A 22,789-nucleotide genomic window follows, 5' to 3' on the forward strand; every position below is an offset into this window, starting at 1 on the left:
TCAACTGAGGAGTAACGTCGTACCCAAACCGGCACGGTTAGGGGTTATTGTCCGCCTTGCACGGATTCCGCGCACGGTGTGACGCTACAGCGAAAGTGAGGGCCCATGAGCGAACCAACGGTGGCGAACGCGCAGCCACAGGCGCCGTTGCCCGGCCACGTACGCGTGCTGATCGCTGGCGCCGGGTTCTCCGGCCTCGGGGCTGCCATACGTCTCAGCAAGGCCGGCATCGACGACTACGTTGTCGTGGAGAAGGCCCGTGATGTCGGCGGCACCTGGGAAGCCAACTCATATCCCGGGTGCGCCTGCGACGTTCCCTCTGTGCTGTACTCGTACTCCTTCGCCCAAAACCCGGACTGGAGCAGCACCTTTTCACCGCAACCGGAGATCTACGCCTACCTCCAGCGCACCGCTCGCGAATTCGGTGTCATGCCGAAGGTACATCTGCGGACAGAACTGCTCGACGCCTACTGGGACGAGGCCGCCCGGCAGTGGCAGATCACCACGACCCGTGGATCACTTACCGCCACGATTTTCATCAATGCGACTGGTCCGCTGTCGGACGTTGCCATTCCGGAGATCCCCGGGCAGGAATCGTTTGAGGGCAACGTGTTCCATTCGGCGCGGTGGGACCACAGCTACGACTTGGCCGGTAAGCGGGTCGCCGTGATCGGCACCGGTGCGTCCGCGATTCAATTCGTGCCCGAAATCCAGCCGCTGGTCGAACACTACGTGCTCTTTCAGCGCACCGCGCCCTGGATTTTGCCCCGTCGAGACCGGACGTACACCCGCGCCGAAAAAACACTGTTCCGGCGCGTCCCGTTGTTTCAGCGCCTGTCGCGTTACGTCACCTATTGGTACCGGGAGAGCTACGTAATCGGCTTCACCCAGGTGCGCGCCGCGCTGCGCATCGCCGAAGTCGCTGGCCGCATCAACATCCGGCGCCAGATCAAGGACAAAGACCTGCGCAAGAAGGTGGCGCCCACCTTTCGGCTCGGCTGCAAGCGAGTGCTTATGTCCAACACCTACTACCGCGCGCTTGACCAGGCCAACGCGGAGGTAAATACGTCCGGTATCGCGCAAATCAACCGCAATTCAGTCATCGCAAATGACGGCACCCAATACCCCGTGGATTGCATTATTTACGGTACGGGCTTTCACGTCACCGACGCGGCGATCGCGAAACACGTTAAAGGCCGATCCGGCCGCACACTGGACGAGGTATGGAAAGGCAGCCCGGAAGCATACTTGGGGATTACCGTGGCGGACTTTCCTAACTACTTCCACATGGTCGGGCCAAATACCGGGCTCGGCCACAGTTCAATCGTATTCATCATCGAAGCGCAGCTGCGCTACATTATCGACGCGATCACGCAACTTTCTGGCAGGCGCCTCGGGACGATCGAGCCGACGCAACAGGCACAGCGCGAATGGGTCGACCTGGTGCAGGAAAAGTCACAGGGCACGGTATGGCTCGCTGGTGGCTGCAACAGCTGGTACATCGACGAGAAGGGCCGCAATTCGACCCTCTGGCCCGGTTTCACTTTTACCTATCGCAAACTCACGGCGAAAGCCGACCCACAGAAGCATGCGGAGGCAGCTCTCGCCGAGAAATAGCCACCTCCACAGCCCATGCGCAAGCGCGTCAGTCCTTCTCTGGCGAAGGCGGTGCGATGCCCGGCAGATCTGTGAGGCTCGTGGAGACGGGCTTCTGTGCCTCCGCCTCAGCTGCCTGAACGGCGGCGGTTATCGCCGGGTCCGTCTTGATGTCGAACCAATCTTCGATATCCCCCGGATCGTCTTCCGGCCGTGGCAGATCGTCCTCCACCGGGCTGGGCTCGAAGCGGAACACGCCGTCGTCGCCGGGGGCGCCCAGGTGCTTCGCGAACCCCTGCAGCGCAGCGTTGTAGTCGCTCGGCACCACCCAGACCTTGTTGGCATCGCCTTTTGCCATTTCGGGCAGCGTCTGCAAGTAGCGGTACGCGAGGAGTTCCGGAGTGGGCCGGCCCTTCTTTATTGCGGCGAACGTTTTTTCGATAGCCTTTGCCTCACCTTGCGCCCGCAGGTAGGACGCGGCACGTTCACCCTGGGCACGCAAGATCGAGGACTGGCGTTCACCCTCCGCATCCAGAATCGCGGCCTGTTTTGCGCCCTCTGCCTGAAGGATCTGGCGCTGCTTCTCACCCTCAGCGGTGCGGATTGCCGATTCCCGGTGGCCTTCCGCAGTCAGGATCATGGCTCGTTTCTCACGATCCGCTTTCATCTGCTTCTCCATCGACTCCTGGACGGAGGGCGGCGGATCGATCGACCGCAGTTCCACGCCGCCGATCTTGAGTCCCCAACCAGACGTCTTTTCGTCGAGCGCGCCGCTGAGCTGCTGATTGATGACGTCGCGGGAGGTCAGCGTCTCTTCGAGCGTCATTCCGCCGACAACGTTGCGCAGCGTGGTGGTCGTCAGTTGCTCAACGCCTCCGATGTAGTTGTTGATGCCGTACACGGCCGCGCGCGGCTCAGTCACGCGGAAGTACACCACAGTGTCGATCATCAGCCGCAGATTGTCTTTTGTGATCGCTGACTGCGGGGGAAACGACACGACCTGCTCGCGGGTATCGACCCGTGCGCGGATGCGATCCGCAAAGGGCACAAGGAAATTCAGGCCGGAAATTGTGCGGGTGTATTTGCCGAACCGCTCGATAACCGCGGCCTCGGCCTGCGGGATCAGCGCAACCGACTTCGCGAGAACAACAACCGCAAGCAGGATGATGACGACGGCGACGATAAGTACTTCCATCAGAGTTGCCTCCAGACGATCGCGGTTGATCCATCGATGTGTGCCACAGTCACGGACGTGCCTTCCGGATACTTCTCGGTGATGTCCAGCGGCCGTGCTGTCCAAAGTTCGCCCAATAGTCTGATTTGCCCATGCTCCGAGGTGATCTCTTGGGTCACGACCGCAGTGCGGCCCTCAAGCTCTTTGACCGTGCCCTCGATCGCAGGTTTCGCATGCAGACGTTTAAGCAACAGTGGCCGGACGCCAGCTAGCAGTGCGATGGACATCACAAAGAAGAACACCGCATCGACCCAGATGGGGAAATCGAAAATCCAGCTGAATCCGGCCGTTGACAATGCTGCAGCGGCGAGCATCAAAAGGAAGAACTCTCCCACCAGCAGCTCACCAACGGCGAGAAGCACCGCGCCTACGAACCACAAAATTGCTGCCACATCTTCCATCTAAGACGTGATCATCAATTCCGGCAACCAGCTTGCCCCGCAGCCGCTGGTTCAGAGCAATTACGAGGCTTCGCACAGCTATTCGGGTTCAGTGACGAAGTCGACGAGACGTTCCACAGCTCCTATTAAATCGGCTTCGAGGTCTCGAAAAGTCGATACGGCATCGCGCACCCGGCGCCAGCCGTCTTGTGGTGTGCCCCATCCCAGAGAATCGCAGATACCCGTCTTCCAATCCTGACCGCGCGGAACATTCGGCCACTTTGCAATCCCGACTGCTTTCGGCCGCACTGCCTCCCAGATATCGACATACGGATGCCCTGTGACCATCACATATTGCCCAAGACTCTGCGTGAGCCGCGATTCCTTCGAACCCTCAACGAGATGGTCCACCAGCACCCCGACCTTGCGTCCCGGTCCGGGCTCAAATCGGGCAAGCTTGTCTGCCAGGTTGTCGAGACCCTCCAGCGGCTCGACGACAACTCCTTCGACACGCAAGTCGTGGCCCCACACACGCTCCACAAGTTCCGCGTCATGCAGACCTTCAACCCAGATCCGGCTACCGCGAGCGGTCCGCGCGCGCATCCCCTCAACCCGCACTGACCCGGAGGCTGAGCGGCGCGGCGCGGAAGGCATGCGCTGTACCGGTTTCGTCAGCGTCACCCGCTTGCCCTCGAGCAGGAAACCGCCGTCCCGCAAGCGGAACAACCGGGTACAGCGCGCAGCGTCTTCGAGGCGAACGAAATCACCATCATAAGTCCGCTCGAACCCAGTTACGGCTCCGCAGTAGCCTGATGCCGCATCTTCAACCACCATCCCTGGCTCTGCCGGGACGGAAGGATACGAGGGGCGACGCGTCCGTGCGTGGCCCGAGAGTATGTCGCCTGAATACCTGTTATCCACCACGCAAACCCTATGAGCTGGCCTCAAGTAGAGGTAGCAGCCACGCCGAATTATGCTGGTCTGTCATGTCGACTCCATGCGCCACTCTCGCTGTCTGGGCCAGTTCCTGGCTGGCCGGACGCGCTGCGCCGGACGATGTGATCGACGCCCTTCTCCAATGGGCGCCCCTGCACATCGTCGTCGCAGGCGACCGGGTGAGTACGGGTGCGGTCGATCCTCATTGGTTCGCCGAGTCCGATGGCACTGCGGCACATCTGCTTCGCCTCGTGCGGTCAGGCACCGCGACATCAGCAGATTTCCGGCTCGTTCTCCCGGTGCCCGGCGATGTGCGCGGCGTACCGCCTGGCACGCCCTTTGCCGCGGCCGCGGCAGGTGCCGGCCAGGGCGTCATCTTGTCCGGCACCAGTGAGGCGCTCGGTCTTGTGCCCGCGCCTGAGGGTGCCGAGGCACTGCGGTGGTCGGTGTACGGCCTCGCGCACGCCGGAACCGAGCCGACGTATCCACCTCTTGGGGAAGCGGAATTCACGCTGCGTGAAGCTACCCGTGAAGCTGCATCCGCGCTCGCTCGCCTCGAGTTCATCGATGTCACAACCGGGGCGGATGTTCGCCCGATGATCGTCGAAACGCTTGCGGACCTCTCAGCGTTCCGCTATCCGGCCAGCATTCCAGGGCGCGCGGCGCGGGTGCTCGATGCCGCGAACGAGATCGACGCTATCTTGACCGTCGCCGACCGTTACGGACCCGTCGGCGCGATTACTGCCGCGCAGAGCGACAACCGCGAGGCGCTGCTGCGTCCGCTGCGCACCGCCGTTCGTGAGGCGCGACTAGCTGCGGTTCAGGCTTGTGTCGCGGAAACCCGGCGCCGCACCTGACAACAGCCTGGCACGCACGGAGACCCGTTCACGCCTGACCCGCGGGACGGTTCCTGTCCAAGCCGGCGAGGCCCTATCTCACCCAGCGCCTCCCGCACAAGTTCGACGGCCAGTTGCGCAAACCGCGGGTCGGGTCCGGGTGTCGCAGCACGCGCGAAACCCAGTCCCAACTCGGCAGCTTTGTCCTTCGCTTCGGTATCGAGGTCCCACACCACTTCTAGGTGATCGGACACGAAACCGACAGGGCACACGATGACGGCGTCCGCCCCCGCGCCGGCAAGCACTTCGAGATGGTCGCAAATATCTGGTTCGAGCCAGGGAATGTGCGGTGGGCCGGATCGCGATTGCCATACCACGTCATAATCGCCGTAGCCTGCGGCCGCCGCACACAGCGCGGCCGCCTCGCGGACCTGACGGCTGTACAGATGGCCACCCTCACTGGCGAGGCCCGCGGTTTCGTCGGCCGATACAGGCACCGAATGTGCGGTGAAAACGAGGCGCGCAGCCGTTCGCAGGTGGGGTTCGAGTTCCTCACGGGCCCGGGTAATCGCGTCCGCGAACGCGCCCACGAGCAGCGGATGATCGTAGTAATGACGCAGCTTCACCAACTCAGGGGCAGGCGAGGCCGCTGCACCGGAGTTTTCTTCAGCGGACGCGCGCGCGCGGGCGATGTCCTCGTGGTATTGACGGCACCCCGAATAGCCGCCCCAGGCGGATGTCGGAAAGACGAGTGCCCGGCGCACACCCGCCGCGGCCATCTCCTCAACCGTATCTTCCACGAGCGGATGCCAATTCCGGTTGCCGAAGTACACAGGGAGATCACAATTCGCGCGCGTCAATTCAGCCTCGATCGCGGCGATGATTTCCCGATTTAGGGCATTGATCGGCGACACCCCACCGAAGTGCAGGTAGTGCTGTTCCACTTCGTCCAGACGGTCAGGCGGCACGTTGCGGCCGCGCGTCACGTTCTCGAGGAAGGGACGCACGTCTGCTGGCTTCTCCGGACCGCCAAACGACAGCAACAGCAGCGCGTCGACATCACCAATACTCATGATTCAGAATGCCTGCGTACTGGTTCCGCCGTCGACGTAAATGACTGTGCCAGTCGTCATCGGCAGCCAATCTGACAATACCGCGCACACCGTTTTCGCCACCGGTGAAGGATCATCAGCATCCCACCCAAGCGGTGCGCGGTCGGCCCACGCCTCGTTGATTCTCTGCAGCTCCTCGCCCGCTCCCGTGGCGGTCCCCGCGATCGCTTTCGCTGCGAGTGTGCGTATCGGTCCGGCGGCGACTAGGTTCGAGCGGATGCCGTGGGGCCCCACCTCGCGTGCCACATAGCGATTCACTGACTCGAGCGCGGCTTTCGACACGCCCATCCAGTTGTAAAACGGCATCGCCGAGCGCGGGTCAAAATCCATTCCGACGATTGATCCTCCCGGGCCCATCAGCGGAAGCGCGGCCCTCGCGAGCGACGCGTAGGAGTACGACGACACTTCGAGCGCCACCGCAACGTCGCCCCATGGTGCGTCGAGGAACGGGTGTCCCAGACAGGATGGCGGTGCGAAACCGATCGAATGGACAAGCCCGTCAATGCCGTCCATATGTTCCCCGACGCGTTCAGCAAGCGAATCGAGATGGTCTTGGTTCTGGACATCCAGTTCGATAACCGGAGCTTCCTCGGGCAGCCGCTTGGCGATCCGCTCGATCAGCCGCATCCGCGCGAAACCCGTCAGAACCACCTGCGCGCCTTGTTCCTGAGCCGTTTTCGCCACATGAAAGGCGATTGACGCATCGGTGATGACGCCGGTGATGAGAAGCCGCTTGCCTGCGAGCAAACCGCTCACTTAAGTACCTCCGTGTCGGTGGTGCCGTCGATTGTTCTTACTATTCTGGGTCAGTGCCCCATCCCGAGGCCTCCATCGACAGGGATCACTGCACCGGAAACGTATCGTGAGTCGTCAGACGCGAGCCAGCTCACGGCGGCGGCGACCTCGTCCGGCTGCCCCGCCCGACCCATTGGGACCGCGCCGACGATCATTTTCTTGTGGTCATCCGCAAGCTCGGCAGTCATGTCCGTTTCGATAAAACCAGGCGCGACCACATTCGCGGTGATCGAGCGCGAGCCGAGCTCACGGGTGAGCGACCGCGCCATGCCGACCAGGCCAGCTTTCGAGGACGCATAATTCACTTGCCCGGGACCGCCGGCCAGACCAACGACCGAGCCAAGGAAGATGAACCGCCCGAATCGGGCGCGAAGCATCGCGCGGGTAGCACGCTTTGCGACACGAAATGCGCCGGTCAGGTTGGCGTCGATCACTCGTGCAAACTGTTCGTCACTCATCCGCATGAGCAGCGTGTCATCGGTGATCCCAGCGTTTGCGACTAGGACTTCAACCGGTCCCTGGTGGGCCTCGATTTCGGTGAAGGCTGCGTCGACGGACGCGGAGTCCGTCACGTCGCACCGCACACCGAACAGTCCGTCAGGCACGCTCGCGCCCCGGTGCGTGACCGCGACCTTGTGGCCGTCCGCGGCGAGCCGGCGAGCGATTGCCAGGCCAATGCCACGGTTGCCGCCGGTGACCAAGACGGAACGGGCGGTGAATCCTGCAGCTTCGTCGGTAGGCATGGCTGTCAACTTATCTGGTCAGCAGTTGCGGCCTCGACACCGCATCGCAATTCTTCACGAATTGTGATCGTTACCTGCCCGCGGCTACGGGATCCGGCGGCTGATAATGAGTGCTGAGCCGACAGCCCCGGCGATCACGAGAGTGCCCAGAATCAGCCACGGCTGGCTCGCGTCGCCCCGGACCACCTCGTATCCGATCTGGGATTCAAGAGTCGCGTACACAGCTTCGAGTTCATCGAGCGACGCCGCCGAATAGAAGTCTCCGCCGGTGATTTCGGCGATCTCCTGCATCGACGGTTCGTCCACGGGCACCGGAATCGTCTGTCCGTCTATCGTGACGGTGCCCATCATGGTTCCGAACGAAATCGTCGAAACCGGGATCCCGCGATCCGCAGCGAGCCGCGCCGCAGTGAAACCGCCCCGTGGTGCATCCATTTCCCTGGGGACGGTCTGCTTTCCGTCCGACAGAACCACGATGTGGGCGGGCGGGGGTTCCTCCCCCGCCGGAACGATCGCGGCTAACGCGTCAACGGCTTGCAGCGACGTGAAGATCGCTTCACCTGTCGCGGTGCGCTCCGCGAGTTGCAGCCGGTCGATAGCGGATTTGACAGGCGCTCGGTCCGTCGTGGGAGGGACGAGAACCGACGCGGTGCCCGCGTAGCTGACGAGCCCCAGGTTGAGTCCAGGCGGCAGCCCATCGGCGAAGTTCTTCGCTGCTTCCTGCGCCGCTAGGAGCCGGGACGGAAGAACGTCGGTCGCCTCCATTGATAGCGACACATCGATCGCGAGAATGACTGTGGCGCGATCGCGGGGTTCCCGCTGCTCCTTCGTGGGGGATGCCAGCGCCACGGTAAGCATCGCGAGACCCACCAGCAGTAACACCGCGGGAACGTGGCGCTCCCCGCGGGGACGGCGCGGCGCCACCTTTTCCAGCAATGCGAGGTTGGTGAATCGCATGACATTGCGCTGCCGCAGCCGCTGCGCGATGACGTAACCGGCCGCCATCGCAACGACGACGAGCAGGAAGAGCAGCCACCAGGGACTCGCGAAGTCAGTCACACTCATCAAACAGCTCCACTGCGAATGCCCGCTGAGGTACTGAGCCGCGAACGCCGCGATACGACGAAGCGGACAATATCGGCGATCCAATCGCGGTCAGTGCGCAGCGACAATAACGGGCAGCCGCAGCGCCGAAGCACAGTTGCCACGTCTGCCCGGTGCTGCTCCGCGGCTGCGGCAAAGTCACTGCGCAGCCTTCTGGTTGTTTTCACTTCCTTTGTGGCACCGCTCTCGGGATCCTGCAACGTCACGAGTCCGACGTCGGGCAGTTCGACATCGCGAGGGTCGAGGACTTCTATCGCCAGCAAATCATGACGTCCCGCCACGGCGCGCAGTGAACGCTCCCAATCGATGGGCCCGAGGAAATCACTGACGATCACCGCGAGCCCGCGGCGGCGCTGAGGCCGTCGCAGCGCGTCGATTGCCGCGTCGAGACTCCCCCGTGTGCCAGACTCGGCACGGGGCGTCGTGGCGATCTTTCGCAGCAGCGTCTGACGGTGATGCATCCCCGAGCCCGCCGGAATACGGACGGTGCTGGCGCCAGTCGCGACTATCGCACCAATCCTGTTTCCGCCTCCGCCGGTGAGGTAAGTGATCGCGGCGCACGCCGCAACCGCGAGATCCCTCTTGTCGCTGTCGGCAGTGCCGAAATCCAGGCTTGCGGACAGATCCAGGACGATCCACGTTTCGAGTTCTCGGTCGGCAATTGTCTGCCGAACATGCGGATGGGTGGTGCGCGCGGTTACTGACCAATCCATCTGGCGCACATCGTCGCCGGGCTGATAAAGGCGGGCGTCCCCCGGTTCCGAGCCCGGGCCCGGTATTAAGCCCAGGTGATCGCCGTGCAAAACACCATCGAGCTTGCGGCGCACCGTCAGTTCGAGCGTACGCAGCGCAGCCGCAAGCTGCGGATCGCGCAACTCGCCGTTCGCGAAGGACGGCGGAGCCGGATGCTTGCGGGCACCAGGTGTGGGCGGGTTCGTGGCCGTTGCCGCTCCGGCACTATCCGCGTGTTCAGCTTCAGCCGACATCAGCCGTCACCGGGAGGAAGGTTGCGCGGCACCGACCGGCTGTGCCGTCACTTGCGGAAGCCCGACCGTCCGCAAAACACGCTCGATAATCGAGTCCGCGGTGATCTCGTCCGCCATTGCGTCGTAACTGAGCACGAGCCGGTGCCGCAGCACATCCGGGATGATTTCGACGACGTCCTGTGGCACAACATAATCCCGGCCGCGCATCAGCGCGAGTGCACGGCCAGCGGCGATGATGCCCAGGGTCGCGCGCGGTGAGGCTCCATACGCCAGCCAGCCCGCCACTTCGTCCATGCCGAAAGCTCGCGGGTCACGCGTCGCAGTGATGACACGGACGACGTAGTCAATCAGTGCGTGATGGACGAACACATTGCTAGCAACCCGCTGCAGACGTGTGACGTCCTCAGGTCCGAGGATCTGGCGTGCCTGGGGCGGCGTCACGCCCATCCGGTAAACAATCTCGCGCTCTTCCTCCATCGTCGGATAGTCGACGAGGACCTTGAACAAGAAACGATCACGCTGCGCTTCGGGCAGCGGGTACACGCCTTCACTTTCGATCGGGTTCTGTGTGGCGAGGACAAGAAACGGATCGGGCACCGGATACGTTGTGCCTCCGATCGAAACGTGCCGCTCAGCCATCACTTCCAGCAGCGCGGACTGCACCTTCGCGGGCGCGCGGTTGATCTCGTCAGCAAGGACGAAGTTGGCAACCACTGGACCGAGTTCAGTATCGAACTGTTCACGCCCTTGCCGGTAGATGCGCGTGCCGACGAGATCCGTGGGCACGAGGTCCGGCGTGAACTGAACCCGGGAGAAACTGCCACCGATCACCTGCGCCAGCGTTGACACCGCGAGGGTCTTCGCCACGCCGGGGACCCCCTCAAGGAGAATGTGCCCACGGGCGAGCATCCCAGCCAGTAGCCGCTCGACGAGGGCATCCTGGCCGACGATGACCCGTTTCACTTCATGTGCGGTTCGCTCTAGGAGCCGTGCATCGTCCTCCAGCGTCAGCGATGGGGGAGCCTCGCTGCTCTGTTCTCCTGTGCGCTCGAACGTCACTCTGCAGACCACCGTTACCTTGCCAGGGCCAGCACACTGCTGGCGTGAGTCAGTACGAGATCCACTATTCCAGGTTCAGCCGGACTATGCCCGGACGTCCGGTGTGCTGCGCCGGCGGCTGTATTCAGATCATGCGTACGGCGAACGGCTGAATCCCGCCCCAGCGGACCGGAGTGATCCGCACAGTGGCGCCAGAGAACGGTGCTTCGATCATCTGGCCATCACCGAGATACAGGGAAACATGCTGGCTGCCACCCGCGCCCCAGAAGAGCATGTCGCCGCGCTCCATCTGCGCGACCGGTACTTTTGTGCCCGCGTTGTAGATGTAGCCACTGAATCGCGGCAGGCTAATGCCAGCGGCCGCAAAGGAATACACCATGAGCCCGGAGCAGTCGAAACCAATCTTGAGATAGTCGCCGTGCCGGTCGGCGACGCCGCCGTCACGGATGCCCAGCGTCGGCCCCTGTGCATTGCCGCCACCCCACGCATAAGGGACGCCAACTTGGGACAACGCACGACTGACCACCGCTTCGATCTTCTGTGCCCGGGTGCCGGGCACTGGGTCACCGCCCCCGTTTGACGGTGGCGGATCCTGACTGCCGGGCGGTGTGGGTATGGAGGGCGGTGTCGGCGTCACACGGTCGAGCGAGCCAAGGGAACCGGAGGCGAGAAGTGTGTCGACGACACGGCCCAGGTCGAGGTTTGCGAGCAGATTCGCATCGTGCCGCGCAGCGTCCAGGGAGCCGGTGCTAGGGACCCCTGCCGGGGCGGCAGCAGGGGCGGGCGGTGCGGCTGCCGCCGCCGCCTGTTCTGGCTCCGCGCCGACAAGGCCAGAATCAGCTGCTTGATCATCCGTGGCCGCTTCCAGCGCCGGTTGCGCTGCAGGGCGGCTGTCGTGCTCACGCTGCTGATTGCGCAGGCCAGCCACCGCATCGCGGGCACTTTGCAGAAGCGCCTGGGCCGCCGTGCGCTCGCGTTCCAGTCGAGCGCGATCATTTACCGCAGCCTGTTGCCGCTCTAGCGCAGTGCCGAACGCGGCTATCGCCGCTTCGCGAGCACCCTGGGCGAGACCGGCCGCGGTGCGCGCCTCGTCTCTTGCCAGCCTGGCTCGTGAGTCTTGGTTCGCCAGCTGGGCTCGGGCGCGTTCGAGAGCTTCCAGGGCACTGCGCTGGCTGGAACCGACCACTTGACGCAAGTGGGCACGATCGAGGACTTCTGAAGGATCGGCGGCCCCGGCGAATATCTCAAGCGAGTCTGCAGGCCCGCCCTCCATGTATTGGTAGCGCACGAACGCGTCGTACCGCTCTTGCGCTTCCCGAATCGCCGCGCTCGCCTCGTCGAGCAGGGTGCGAGCACCGCGCGCTTCGTCTTCCGCCCGCGCGGCATTGTGCTGCGCGTTTTCGAGGTCGACGAGGGCTTTATTGGCCTGTTGCCGGAGAGTCGCGATTTCGGAGTCGAGGCTCGCTAGGTTTGCTTCCTTGCGCGCAAGTTCGTCGATGAGGTGGGCGACTGTGCGCAGTTGTCCGTCCGCGGCTGCTTGTGCGCCCGCGATTTCACCGTCATCGGGGCGTACAGGTTCCGCGAGTACCGCGGTCGACTGCATCGTCATCAGCAACCCTGCCAGCCCCAGGCCGACCATCATCCGGACGGCCCGTTGCGGCGCCCTGACTCGTCGTCGGTTCACATTCCACTCCTTGAGCCAGCTACCAGTGCCCGGCGTGCCTCGGCTGCGTGCCGGGTGCACCCCGGCCGCGTGACAGCTGAGCGAGTCGGTTGCTGAGCTAATGCACGCAACCTCCTCTGGCTGAGGAATCCCAGCCCTTCCGCCTCATAAAACACAGTGGGCAACACCACCCACCTACGCTCCATGTGAACCGTACGACAACACACATCACGATTTCATCAATTTCCACAAAACTACAGCGAAGTAATTTGCAAAGTTCGCCCCGTATCTGTACGGAAATGCGCGATTTGCAGGAGGGTTTACCTGCCGTTAATGCGGAATTGCGGAAACGCACGCTCGCGCCTGCAAGCGCATCTCACCGAGGGATGCCCGCAATGCCCGAAACGCGAATCCGCACGTCAGAGCGCGGCGAGTCCGCGCGCCACAGGCATATCACGCGTGGATAACAAACACGCGAGGCCGAATTACTTAGTTTCGGGAACTTGTCGTGGTGTCGCTACCGGGCGCCTCCGGAGCCCCGCTCGAACTGGAGCCCGACCGACGGCCGTCACTGACTGACTCAGGAGCAGGGCCCACTGCGCCATCCGCCTCGAAGTCATATCCGCGGCGGGTCCACCACCGCGTGAAGACGATGACCGCGGCGACAATGAACAGAAGTGAAAAAGTGACACCAGTCCAGGGAAAGCCCGGGGCAGCGATCTGCTCGAGAAATATCGCGGCCGCTTCCGCGTGCTCACGGCGGGCAATTTCGATCTGCGCACCTTCGAGCGCGAACCGGCTAATGGAATCACTGTAGGTGCCGATGACATTCGGCCCGAGGACAAGGACGGTTCCGCCGTCTGCGGCGCCGATGTCATTCGCGAGGTCACGAGGACCCCCGCCGTACCACGGGTTGTAGGGGAAGGCGACGATCTTGAGGTCAATGCCCTCGTCCGCAGCCTGCGAGACGATGTCCCGAAATGCGTCCACGTCACCCTCTGGCGCATGCACATTGTCATCCGCGAGACCCGCGAGTACTTCGTTGAGATTCACGGCGGGTGGTGCTTCCGCCCGGAAAGGCCCGCCACTCGCGAGCATCTCGGTAACGGGACCAGCCTTGAAAGATCTCACTTCGTCTCCATCCGGATGCCGAGTCGAGGCCGGCCTCCGCATCACATTCGCTGCCACGCCAGCCACATCGCCTACTTCGGCACCGTCGCTACATCCGACTCTTCCCGCGCCTCGCACCGAGCCGTAACTTTGCGGACCGGGTGGCGATTTCAGCCCCCGATCCTACGCGACTGAATCACCATAAAACTGGCAGCACGGACCGCGAGTGTCGTCACAGTGACCCTTGTCGCGCCCCCGTGCATTCACAGTACGATCGTACTGTTAGAATTCGTGGTGCCACTCCAAGGTATATGTCGGTGCGCTCTGGCATGCTCGTGACCATGCGTCATCGGCCCATAAGTCATCGACACGGTGCCGCGGGTGGCGCGCGACCCCGTCGGCACAGCCCAGCTGGCGGACGACTTATCGACGAGTGGAGCTGACGTGAGCACCAGCATTGATTCCTTTGGAGCGCGCGGAACACTGGAGGTTGGGGACAAGTCCTACGAGATCTTCCGCCTCTCCGCGGTTCCTGGCACCGAGAAGCTGCCTTATGCGCTGAAAGTTCTCGCGGAGAACTTGCTGCGCACCGAAGACGGCGCAAATATCACCAAAGAACACATCAACGCTATAGCTGGCTGGGATCCCAGCGCGAAGCCAAGTGTAGAGATCCAGTTCACGCCTGCTCGCGTGATTATGCAGGACTTCACCGGTGTTCCCTGTGTTGTCGACCTCGCAACCATGCGAGAGGCAGTGACGACTCTCGGCGGCGACCCCGACAAGGTCAATCCGCTCTCCCCTGCCGAAATGGTGATCGACCACTCCGTTATCCTTGACGTCTTCGGTCGCGCCGATGCCTTCGAACGCAACGTCGAACTCGAATATCAGCGCAACGGTGAGCGCTACCAGTTCCTCCGCTGGGGTCAGGGCGCCTTCGACGACTTCAAAGTCGTGCCACCGGGCACTGGCATCGTCCACCAGGTCAATATCGAGTACTTGGCGCGCACGGTGATGGTCCGAAACGGCCAGGCCTACCCCGACACCTGTGTAGGCACCGACTCCCACACCACCATGGTCAATGGTCTCGGCGTCCTCGGCTGGGGCGTTGGCGGTATCGAAGCCGAAGCCGCCATGCTTGGCCAGCCGGTCTCGATGCTCATTCCGCGCGTTGTGGGCTTCAAGCTCACAGGGGAGATCAAGCCTGGTGTAACAGCCACCGACGTCGTCCTTACGGTGACGGACATGCTGCGCCAGCACGGTGTCGTCGGCAAGTTCGTGGAGTTCTATGGTCAGGGTGTCGCCGAGGTTCCGCTCGCCAACCGGGCGACGCTCGGCAACATGAGCCCCGAGTTTGGCTCGACCGCGGCGATCTTCCCGATCGATGAAGAGACCATCAACTACCTGCGCCTGACTGGCCGTGATGACGATCAGCTCGCACTCGTCGAGGCATACGCCAAGGAACAGGGCATGTGGCACGACCCGGCACGTGAGCCGGAATACTCCGAGTACCTCGAGCTCGATCTCAGCACAGTGGTACCGTCGATCGCCGGTCCCAAGCGACCACAGGACCGCATCCTGCTTTCCGAGTCGAAAACCGCGTTCCGCAAGGACATCCACGAGTACGTGGAGGAGAACCACCCCACCCCCCACAGCACGCTCGACGAGGCTGTCGAAGAAACCTTCCCGGCATCGGACCCCGTCGCGCTGTCCTTCGCTGATGATGGCGCAGTCGACGTCCAGTCCGCCGCGAACGGTTCGAATGGCCGCCCATCGAAACCTGTCAAGGTCGTGTCCGAAGAGCGCGGTGAATTCGTTCTCGATCACGGTGCTGTCGTCGTCGCGGGCATCACGTCGTGCACAAACACGTCCAACCCCTCCGTGATGCTCGGCGCTGCCCTGCTCGCGCGCAACGCGGTGGAGAAGGGCCTCTCAAGCAAGCCGTGGGTCAAGACCAACATGGCGCCCGGCTCCCAGGTGGTTTCCGACTACTACGAGAAGGCCGGCCTGTGGCCATACCTGGAGAAGCTGGGCTTCCACCTCGGCGGTTACGGCTGCACCACCTGCATCGGTAACACCGGCCCGCTGCCCGAGGAAATCTCCAAGGCTGTCAACGACAACGACCTGACCGTCACCGCAGTTCTTTCGGGTAACCGCAACTTCGAGGGCCGCATCTCCCCTGACGTCAAGATGAACTACCTGGCGTCGCCGCCACTGGTCATTGCGTACGCACTCGCGGGCACGATGGACTTCGACTTCGAGAACGACTCCCTCGGCAAAGACACGGACGGAAACGACGTCTACTTGCGCGATCTGTGGCCGTCGGCGCAGGAGATCGACGACACGATCAAGTCGGCGATCAGCCAGGAAATGTTCAAGAAGTCCTATGCCGACGTCTTCAAGGGCGACGAGCGCTGGCGGAACCTTCCCACCCCGTCGGGCAAGACGTTCGAGTGGGACGAGAAGTCAACGTATGTCCGCAAGGCGCCGTACTTCGACGGCATGACGCTGGATCCAGCACCCGTGTCTGACATCAAGGGCGCACGTGTGCTTGCGCTGCTCGGAGACTCGGTGACCACGGACCACATCTCACCCGCCGGTCCGATCAAACCCGGCACTCCCGCGGCACAGTACCTCGACGCCCACGGTGTGGATCGCAAGGACTACAACTCTCTCGGCTCGCGGCGCGGAAACCACGAAGTCATGATTCGTGGCACGTTCGCGAACATCCGCCTGCGCAACCAGCTCCTCGACGATGTCTCCGGTGGCTACACCCGTGACTTCACCCAGGAGGGTGGCCCGCAGTCGTTCATTTACGACGCGTCGATGAACTACCAGGAAGCCGGTATTCCGCTCGTCGTGATCGGCGGCAAGGAGTACGGGTCAGGCTCGTCACGTGACTGGGCCGCCAAAGGCACCCGTCTGCTTGGGGTGAAGGCCGTGATCACTGAGTCCTTCGAGCGCATCCACCGCTCCAACCTCATCGGCATGGGTGTTATCCCGCTTCAGTTCCCCGAAGGCGAGAGTGCGAAGACGCTTGGCCTCGACGGCACCGAGGTCTTCGATATCGAGGGCATCGAGAAGCTCAATGAGGGTGTCACGCCATCGACCCTGAAGGTGACGGCAACCAAGGAGAACGGCGACAAGGTGGAATTCGACGCCGTGGTCCGTATCGACACCCCCGGCGAGCGGGACTACTACCGCAACGGCGGCATCCTGCAGTACGTGCTCCGCAACATGATCCAGGGCTGACCGCAAGCGGTCCGCTGCAGGCAACAGTTCGCCCAGCACACTGCTGCGGGCCCGGGCCACACCGCAACCTTGCGGTCCCCGGGCCCGTGGCGCTGTGGGCTATGACGTGAAGGGCTTGTGCCAGTGCCCAAGGTCAGTGAAGATCACCTCGTCGCGCGGCGCGGGCAGATACTCGACGGCGCGCGCCGCTGTTTCGCCGAGTACGGTTTCGAGGGCGCGACAGTGCGGCGGCTCGAAGACGCAACCGGACTCTCGCGGGGTGCAATCTTTCACCACTTCCGTGACAAAGACGCGCTGTTTCTCGCGCTTGCGCACGAGGACGCGCGCCGCATGGCGGATACTGCCGCCGAGCAAGGCCTCGTCCAGGTCATGCGCAACTTGCTGAAAGACCCAGCCCAATTCGATTGGCTCGGCACCCGCCTCGAAATTACCCGGCGGCTGCGCACGGACCCAGACTTCCGCAGCGAATGGTCGCAGCGATCGGAGGAACTCACCGCCGCAGCGACTGCGCGGCTTGAACGGCAGCGTTCCGCCGGACGGCTCCGCGAAGACATTCCAACGGAAGTGCTTCTCCGGTACCTGGACCTCGTCCTTGATGGCCTGGTCTCGCACCTCGCGTCGGGGCAGTCAACGGATCATCTGGACGCTGTGCTCGATCTTGTCGAGGCATCTGTGCGGCGAGACAGCAGATCCTGGGGCATCCACACTGACTGAGAGCGGCGAATGTCCTAGTCGCTGTTTTCGGGCCGAAGGCTCGGAGGCGGGTACGCGATCAGGCAGAAATGCGGCGGCGGCGGTTAGCTCCGCCTCTGCCGCGCAATTTCACGTCCGCTTCGACGAGAATCTTGTGCACGAAACCGTAGCTCCGGCCCATCGACTCCGCCAGCGAGCGGATGCTTGCGCCCGACTCGTACTTTTGACGAATCTCTGAACGGATGCGCTCCCTGGATTCGCCCGTGATCCTCGCCCCTTTACTGAGCCCCGATGACCCTGCCGTACCCGCCATCTCAACCTCCACTGAGTTCGGCGCCGGGGATTGCAATTACCGTTTGCTGGCGCGCTCACACACGCCTCGCGCTGGGCTTTTCAGCTGGCACAAATGCTGTATATCTCCAGCGTAAACATAGGTAAAGCAGTGATCAACAATTTGACCAACCATCCTTGACCAATCTTGCTATCCCCCGGCGGGAAGGACTACGCGAGCTGAATCAGCTCGAGATACTCCTCCGACCAGTGGTCTTCTGCCCCATCGGGCAGCATGATAACGCGCTCCGGATTCAGCGCCTCCGCGGCGCCGGGATCATGCGTCACCAGAACGACGGCACCCTCGTAGGTGCGCAGCGCATCGAGGACTTGCTCCCGCGAAACTGGGTCGAGGTTGTTCGTAGGCTCATCGAGCAGCAACACATTTGCCGCGGACGACACAAGCCCGGCAAGCGCCAGCCGAGTCTTTTCACCACCAGATAACGTCCCTGCAGGCTGTTCGAGCTGTGCGCCGGTGAACATGAAGGCACCAAGCAGGCCCCGGAGGTCTTGCTCACCAGCGTCTGGTGACGCGTGCCGAATGTTCTCCCACACCGTTGCGTTGTCGTCGAGGGTGTCATGTTCTTGCGCGAAGTAACCCCGCTTCAGGCCGTAGCCCGGCTCGATGGTCCCCGTATCGGGCGTTTCCTGCCCAGCGAGTATCCGCAACATTGTAGTCTTACCGGCCCCGTTCAGGCCGAGGATGACGACGCGGCTCCCCCGGTCGATGGCCAGGTCAACGCCCGTGAACACTTCAAGCGAGCCGTAGGACTTCGATAATCCCTCCGCCGTGAGGGGTGTTTTTCCACATGCCGCGGGCTGCGGGAACTTGATGCGCGCGACTTTGTCGGACACACGTTCGTCGTCGAGGTCCGCAATCATCCGGTCAGCGCGACGCAGCATGTTCTTCGCGGCGGCGGCCTTCGTCGCCTTCGCGCCCAGCTTGTCGGCCTGTGCGCGCAGCGCGGACGCCTTCTTCTCTGCGTTCGCACGCTCGCGCCGCCGACGCGCTTCGTCGGTCGCGCGGGCGTCAAGGTACTTCTTCCAGCCCATGTTGTAGATGTCCGCTTCACCTCGGACCGCGTCAAGGAACCACACCTTGTTCACTACCGCGTTGAGCAGATCTACATCGTGGGAGATGATGATCAAGCCGCCCTCATGGCTCTGCAGGAAGCCTCGCAGCCACGTGATGGAGTCCGCGTCGAGGTGGTTCGTCGGTTCATCGAGCAGCAGCGTCGTGCCTGACTTGCCGCCGGAGCCATCTGATGCGGAGAACAGGATTCGCGCCAGTTCAACGCGGCGGCGCTGACCACCCGATAGGGTGCGCAATGGCTGATTCAGCACACGATCGGGCAGGCCGAGCGAGCTGCAGATCCGGGCCGCTTCGCTTTCCGCCGCGTACCCGCCAAGGGCTGAGAAGCGGTCCTCGAGGTTGCCATATTTGCGTACAGCCGCGTCCCGCTCCCGCTCATCAAGGAGTTCCGCCATTTGCGCCTGCAGCTTCTCCATTTTTCGCAGGATGCTGTCGAGCCCGCGCGCAGACAGGACACGGTCCTTCGCGACCACCTCCAGATTTCCTTCGCGCGGGTCCTGGGGCAGATACCCAACCTCGCCTGAACGCATCACCGAACCGGCGTAAGCCTCGCCCTCACCAGCGAGTATCCGCATCGTGGTCGTTTTTCCCGCGCCGTTGCGGCCGACCAGCCCGATTCGGTCACCGGGCTGTACGCGCAGCGCCGATCCCGGGGCGGCGAGCAGGGTACGCATCCCGGCGCGCACTTCAAGATCGGTAGCGGTGATCACAACAACTCCTGAGCAGGCAGACGATTCAGGCCTCAATTCAGGCCCAGCGGTCCAGGATACCGGCAACCCGATTTGGCCGCGATGTCATAAATCACACCGCGAGCATCCGCACGACACGCCCGAGATGATCGCTCCGGATTGACGATCATGCAGGTCCCGCCACTACGGTGGTGCAATGACTTCTCTCGACCTCGCAGGCCGTACCGCCCTCGTGACGGGTGCCAGCCGCGGCATTGGAAAGGCTATTGCCGTTGAGCTGCTGAGCCGCGGCGCGAACGTCGCCATCACTGCGAGGAAGGCGGAGCAGCTGGAGGCCGCGGCCCACGAGCTTGCCGAGCAAGCGGGCCAGGCGGGAGTCGTCGCGCTTCCGGGAAACACTGGCGACCCCGAGTCACGTCACGGCGTCGTCGCAGCCACCCTGGATCGCTTCGGTTCGCTCGACATCTTGATCAACAACACCGGCATCAACCCGGTATACGGCCCACTTGTCGAAGCTGACCTCGGTGGCGTGTCCAAGATTTTCGACGTCAACGTTGTGGCTGCCCTGGGATTCGTGCAAGAGACGTATAAGGCGTGGATGGGCGAACACGGTGGCTCTATCGTGAACATCGCGAGCGTTGCTGGCCTGCGGTCTACCGGGGTGATATCGGCGTATGGCGCCTCAAAAGCCGCGCTGATCAGGCTCACCGAGGAACTCGCATGGCAACTCGGCCCGGCGATTCGGGTTAACGCGGTCGCGCCCGGTGTCGTCAAAACGCGTTTCGCCGAAGCCCTCTACTCAGCTGGTGAGGAACAGTCAGCACAGATCTATCCGATGAAGCGTCTTGGCTCACCAGAGGACGTTGCGCAGCTTGTCGGTTTTCTTGTTTCCGACGCTGCGGCGTGGATCACCGGCGAAACCGTGCGCGTCGATGGCGGTCTGCTCGCCACCGGCGGACTCTGACTGCGACGCTCATCACGAATGAAAGTGCGCCCAGACCGCATGCGCACGCTGCGCCGCCTCGTCCAGCACGGTGCGCCGCGGTTCCGGTACGTCGAGGAAGCGGTAATGCCGCAGGCCGGCTATCGCGCTGAGCCGCCTGTCTTCGAGAACCTCCGCCACGGCGGTACGATCACCACCGGTTACCAGCGTGTTCAGCCTGGCGTTGTTCAGCACGCGCACCGCGGCATCAGCAGCTGCGTCACACGCACGTTCACGCTGGCTGGCGCGTCGGCGAGCGAACCGCCGCTGAGACCATCCGCCAGCCGCCGTTCTGCCCTGGACATGCCTGCGCCCCGTCAGCGACGACGCGACCTGCGGACGTTCGGACGGGCCTTCAACGACGCCAGCACTGAAGCCGCCCGCGCGTACGAGAAGAAGCCCCACTCGGAGCGGCTGCCGCAACGCCGCTTCGAGTTGTTCAAGGCGGCGCCCCGCTTCACGACCGGGCACAAGCTCGGCGAGCAACGGCACCAGCCGTACTTCTTCTCCCGAGGCGGCAGTGACGATTACGGCATCGGCCTCGTACCGTGTGGCGACAATGGGACCATGTCGTGTTTCGATCCCGGCGACGAACCGTGTCAGGCGCCCAGGCAGCACCTCTACTACCCGGCCACCACCAGGTTGCTCCCACACCCGAACCACGCCCTCCACGTTAGCTCTCGAAGGACCGCGCAGTGAACGGCGCGAATCTCAGCGGGGACGTTGTCATAGTGGGTCTGGGGCCGGCGGGACGGGCGCTGGCATACCGCTGCGCGCAGCGCGGACTCCGGGTCGTTGCGATCGACAAGCATCCCTTCCGAACCTGGACACCCACCTACGGTGCATGGACCGATGAGTTACCTTCATGGCTCGGCCCGTCGGCGCTGGCTGCCGTTGCGGTACGGCCGAGTGCGTTCGGCACTCGCGAATGGAAGATCGAGCGTGACTACGCTGTCTTCACAACTGCGGGCCTGCAACAGGAACTGTCGCTGGACGCATGCACCGTGGTTCAGGGGTCAGCCATTCGCCTGGGCGCCGGCGTTGTCCGTCTTGCTGATGGGCGGCACATATACGGCAGAGTCGTGATCGATGCCCGTGGCGTGCGGGAACCACGCGCGCCGCAGCAGACAGCGTTCGGGATCGTAGTACCGGAGGAGACAGCAGACCCGCTGCTGGAAGGCCGCTCAGCCTGGTTCATGGACTGGCGCCAGCCTGCAAAGCTGGCGGCGATGGCGGCGCCGTCGTTCCTCTACGCGATTCCTCTTGGGGGCGGGGCCACACTTCTTGAGGAGACCTGTCTGGCTGGCCAGCCACCGCTGGGGTTCGCAGAGCTGCGGGCGCGCCTCCAGTCCAGGCTGAGTGCACATGGGGTGGCCGTCACGGGCGCGGAGCCAGTGGAACGCGTTCGGTTCGCTGTGTGCATGCCAGCTTCCACGCGTTCACCGCAGGGCGTGCTGGCAATCGGATCTCGTGGCGGGATCCTGCACCCCGCCACCGGTTACAGTGTCGCAGCGTCACTCTCGGTAGCTGATCTGCTCGCTGACGCGATAGCGTTTCGCACGAACCCTCGGGCGATACTGTGGCCCCTATCGGCTCGCCTAGTCTACGCGCTGCGCGAGCGCGGGCTCGCGAGCTTTCTCCGTCTCTCCCCCACGGATATTCCCGCCTTTTTCGATGCGTTCTTCGCTTTGCCCGTGCCGCTGCAGCGTTCCTACCTCTCCGGACGCACGGACGTCACGGGCCTCGTCACGGCAATGAGGCGCATTTTCACTGCGAGTCCATGGCCCGCGCGCAGGCAACTCGCCGCTGGGGTTATGCGGCCAGAGCTGCATTAAAGGGTCTTAGACGGTGAATCCCAGGGCACGCAGTTGCTCTCGGCCATCATCGGTTATCTTCTCCGGCCCCCAGGGCGGCATCCATACCCAATTGATCTTCATGTCGGTGCACAAACCGCTCTTCACAAGGGCGGACCGCGTCTGCTCTTCAATCACGTCGGTGAGGGGGCATGCGGCGGAGGTCAGCGTCATGTCCACCGTCGCAACCGCGTTGTCGTCGATGTCGATTCCGTACACAAGGCCCAGGTCAACGACGTTGATGCCGAGTTCCGGGTCAACAACGTCACGCATCGCCTCTTCGACCTCATCGAGTGGCGGGATCGTCACATTTGAGTCCGTCATCTGATGTCCTTATTTCTCCGTG

21 protein-coding genes are annotated in these 22,789 nt (G+C 63.2%); 6 read left to right on the forward strand and 15 right to left on the reverse strand.

Annotated features, from left to right (window positions below):
- The first annotated feature begins 105 nt into the window (after window positions 1–105).
- Window positions 106–1,617 carry an NAD(P)/FAD-dependent oxidoreductase gene (locus tag ONR57_RS07505; RefSeq protein ID WP_265122516.1) on the forward strand — a complete coding sequence of 504 codons (1,512 nt, stop codon included), beginning with the start codon at window positions 106–108 and terminating at the stop codon, window positions 1,615–1,617.
- Window positions 1,618–1,645: 28 nt separating this feature from the next.
- Here the strand turns inward: ONR57_RS07505 and ONR57_RS07510 are convergent, their stop codons facing one another.
- From ONR57_RS07510 to ONR57_RS07520, 3 genes are all read right to left on the reverse strand, one after another.
- On the reverse strand, window positions 1,646–2,791 hold the full coding sequence (locus ONR57_RS07510) for an SPFH domain-containing protein (RefSeq protein ID WP_265122517.1): 1,146 nt from the start codon (window positions 2,789–2,791) through the stop codon (window positions 1,646–1,648).
- Window positions 2,791–3,222: an NfeD family protein gene (locus ONR57_RS07515; RefSeq protein WP_265122518.1), complete on the reverse strand. Its 432-nt coding sequence runs from the start codon at window positions 3,220–3,222 to the stop codon at window positions 2,791–2,793. The genes ONR57_RS07510 and ONR57_RS07515 overlap by 1 nt, the downstream gene beginning before the upstream one ends.
- Window positions 3,223–3,309: 87 nt before the next feature.
- Window positions 3,310–4,134 carry a DUF3097 domain-containing protein gene (locus ONR57_RS07520; protein WP_265122519.1) on the reverse strand — a complete coding sequence of 275 codons (825 nt, stop codon included), beginning with the start codon at window positions 4,132–4,134 and terminating at the stop codon, window positions 3,310–3,312.
- 62 nt (window positions 4,135–4,196) lie between these two features.
- Between ONR57_RS07520 and ONR57_RS07525 the strand changes: the two genes are divergently transcribed.
- The gene (locus ONR57_RS07525; RefSeq protein WP_265122520.1) at window positions 4,197–5,003 is read left to right on the forward strand and encodes a hypothetical protein; all 807 of its coding nucleotides are present in this window, start codon (window positions 4,197–4,199) and stop codon (window positions 5,001–5,003) included.
- Here ONR57_RS07525 and ONR57_RS07530 read toward each other — a convergent pair.
- From ONR57_RS07530 to ONR57_RS07565, 8 genes are all read right to left on the reverse strand, one after another.
- On the reverse strand, window positions 4,967–6,055 hold the full coding sequence (locus tag ONR57_RS07530) for a ferrochelatase (RefSeq protein WP_265122521.1): 1,089 nt from the start codon (window positions 6,053–6,055) through the stop codon (window positions 4,967–4,969). The two genes, ONR57_RS07525 and ONR57_RS07530, sit on opposite strands and share 37 nt — an antisense overlap.
- A 3-nt stretch (window positions 6,056–6,058) precedes the next feature.
- A complete protein-coding gene (gene inhA, locus ONR57_RS07535) occupies window positions 6,059–6,850 on the reverse strand; it encodes an NADH-dependent enoyl-ACP reductase InhA (protein ID WP_265122523.1) in 792 nt (263 codons plus the stop codon).
- Window positions 6,851–6,900: 50 nt separating this feature from the next.
- Window positions 6,901–7,632 (reverse strand): 3-oxoacyl-ACP reductase FabG1, encoded by a 732-nt coding sequence (fabG1, locus tag ONR57_RS07540; protein WP_265122525.1) that lies wholly within the window; start codon window positions 7,630–7,632, stop codon window positions 6,901–6,903.
- 84 nt (window positions 7,633–7,716) lie between these two features.
- Window positions 7,717–8,697, reverse strand: coding sequence for a VWA domain-containing protein (locus tag ONR57_RS07545; RefSeq protein ID WP_265122528.1), 981 nt, complete (start codon window positions 8,695–8,697; stop codon window positions 7,717–7,719).
- Window positions 8,697–9,722 (reverse strand): DUF58 domain-containing protein, encoded by a 1,026-nt coding sequence (locus ONR57_RS07550; protein ID WP_265122529.1) that lies wholly within the window; start codon window positions 9,720–9,722, stop codon window positions 8,697–8,699. The genes ONR57_RS07545 and ONR57_RS07550 overlap by 1 nt, the downstream gene beginning before the upstream one ends.
- 6 nt (window positions 9,723–9,728) lie before the next feature.
- On the reverse strand, window positions 9,729–10,733 hold the full coding sequence (locus ONR57_RS07555; RefSeq protein ID WP_265122746.1) for a MoxR family ATPase: 1,005 nt from the start codon (window positions 10,731–10,733) through the stop codon (window positions 9,729–9,731).
- A gap of 172 nt (window positions 10,734–10,905) precedes the next feature.
- The gene (locus ONR57_RS07560) at window positions 10,906–12,465 is read right to left on the reverse strand and encodes an NlpC/P60 family protein (protein WP_265122530.1); all 1,560 of its coding nucleotides are present in this window, start codon (window positions 12,463–12,465) and stop codon (window positions 10,906–10,908) included.
- A 468-nt stretch (window positions 12,466–12,933) separates the two neighbouring features.
- Window positions 12,934–13,575, reverse strand: a complete 642-nt coding sequence (locus ONR57_RS07565) for a DUF6676 family protein (protein ID WP_265122531.1) — start codon at window positions 13,573–13,575, stop codon at window positions 12,934–12,936.
- A gap of 423 nt (window positions 13,576–13,998) precedes the next feature.
- On the opposite strand from ONR57_RS07565, the gene acnA reads away from it, so the two are divergent.
- Complete coding sequence (acnA, locus tag ONR57_RS07570) at window positions 13,999–16,803, forward strand: aconitate hydratase AcnA (protein ID WP_265122532.1); 2,805 nt, start codon at window positions 13,999–14,001, stop codon at window positions 16,801–16,803.
- 123 nt (window positions 16,804–16,926) lie between these two features.
- Window positions 16,927–17,517: a TetR/AcrR family transcriptional regulator gene (locus ONR57_RS07575; RefSeq protein WP_265122533.1), complete on the forward strand. Its 591-nt coding sequence runs from the start codon at window positions 16,927–16,929 to the stop codon at window positions 17,515–17,517.
- A gap of 58 nt (window positions 17,518–17,575) precedes the next feature.
- Here ONR57_RS07575 and ONR57_RS07580 read toward each other — a convergent pair whose 3' ends face one another.
- Window positions 17,576–17,809, reverse strand: coding sequence for a helix-turn-helix domain-containing protein (locus ONR57_RS07580; RefSeq protein WP_265122534.1), 234 nt, complete (start codon window positions 17,807–17,809; stop codon window positions 17,576–17,578).
- A gap of 188 nt (window positions 17,810–17,997) precedes the next feature.
- Window positions 17,998–19,629, reverse strand: a complete 1,632-nt coding sequence (locus tag ONR57_RS07585) for an ABC-F family ATP-binding cassette domain-containing protein (protein WP_265122535.1) — start codon at window positions 19,627–19,629, stop codon at window positions 17,998–18,000.
- A 175-nt stretch (window positions 19,630–19,804) separates the two neighbouring features.
- Here ONR57_RS07585 and ONR57_RS07590 point away from each other — a divergent pair, with 175 nt between their 5' ends.
- On the forward strand, window positions 19,805–20,572 hold the full coding sequence (locus ONR57_RS07590) for an SDR family oxidoreductase (protein WP_265122536.1): 768 nt from the start codon (window positions 19,805–19,807) through the stop codon (window positions 20,570–20,572).
- A gap of 12 nt (window positions 20,573–20,584) precedes the next feature.
- Here ONR57_RS07590 and ONR57_RS07595 read toward each other — a convergent pair whose 3' ends face one another.
- On the reverse strand, window positions 20,585–21,253 hold the full coding sequence (locus ONR57_RS07595) for an acVLRF1 family peptidyl-tRNA hydrolase (RefSeq protein WP_265122537.1): 669 nt from the start codon (window positions 21,251–21,253) through the stop codon (window positions 20,585–20,587).
- A 32-nt stretch (window positions 21,254–21,285) separates the two neighbouring features.
- Here ONR57_RS07595 and ONR57_RS07600 point away from each other — a divergent pair, with 32 nt between their 5' ends.
- Window positions 21,286–22,425, forward strand: coding sequence for a lycopene cyclase family protein (locus tag ONR57_RS07600; protein WP_265122538.1), 1,140 nt, complete (start codon window positions 21,286–21,288; stop codon window positions 22,423–22,425).
- A 6-nt stretch (window positions 22,426–22,431) separates the two neighbouring features.
- Here the strand turns inward: ONR57_RS07600 and ONR57_RS07605 are convergent, their stop codons facing one another.
- Entirely contained in the window at window positions 22,432–22,767 is a 336-nt protein-coding gene (locus tag ONR57_RS07605; RefSeq protein WP_265122539.1) for a metal-sulfur cluster assembly factor, read from the reverse strand.
- Window positions 22,768–22,789 lie beyond the last annotated feature (22 nt).

It is taken from the genome of Hoyosella sp. YIM 151337, from assembly GCF_026041215.1.
Classification (GTDB): domain Bacteria; phylum Actinomycetota; class Actinomycetes; order Mycobacteriales; family Mycobacteriaceae; genus Hoyosella.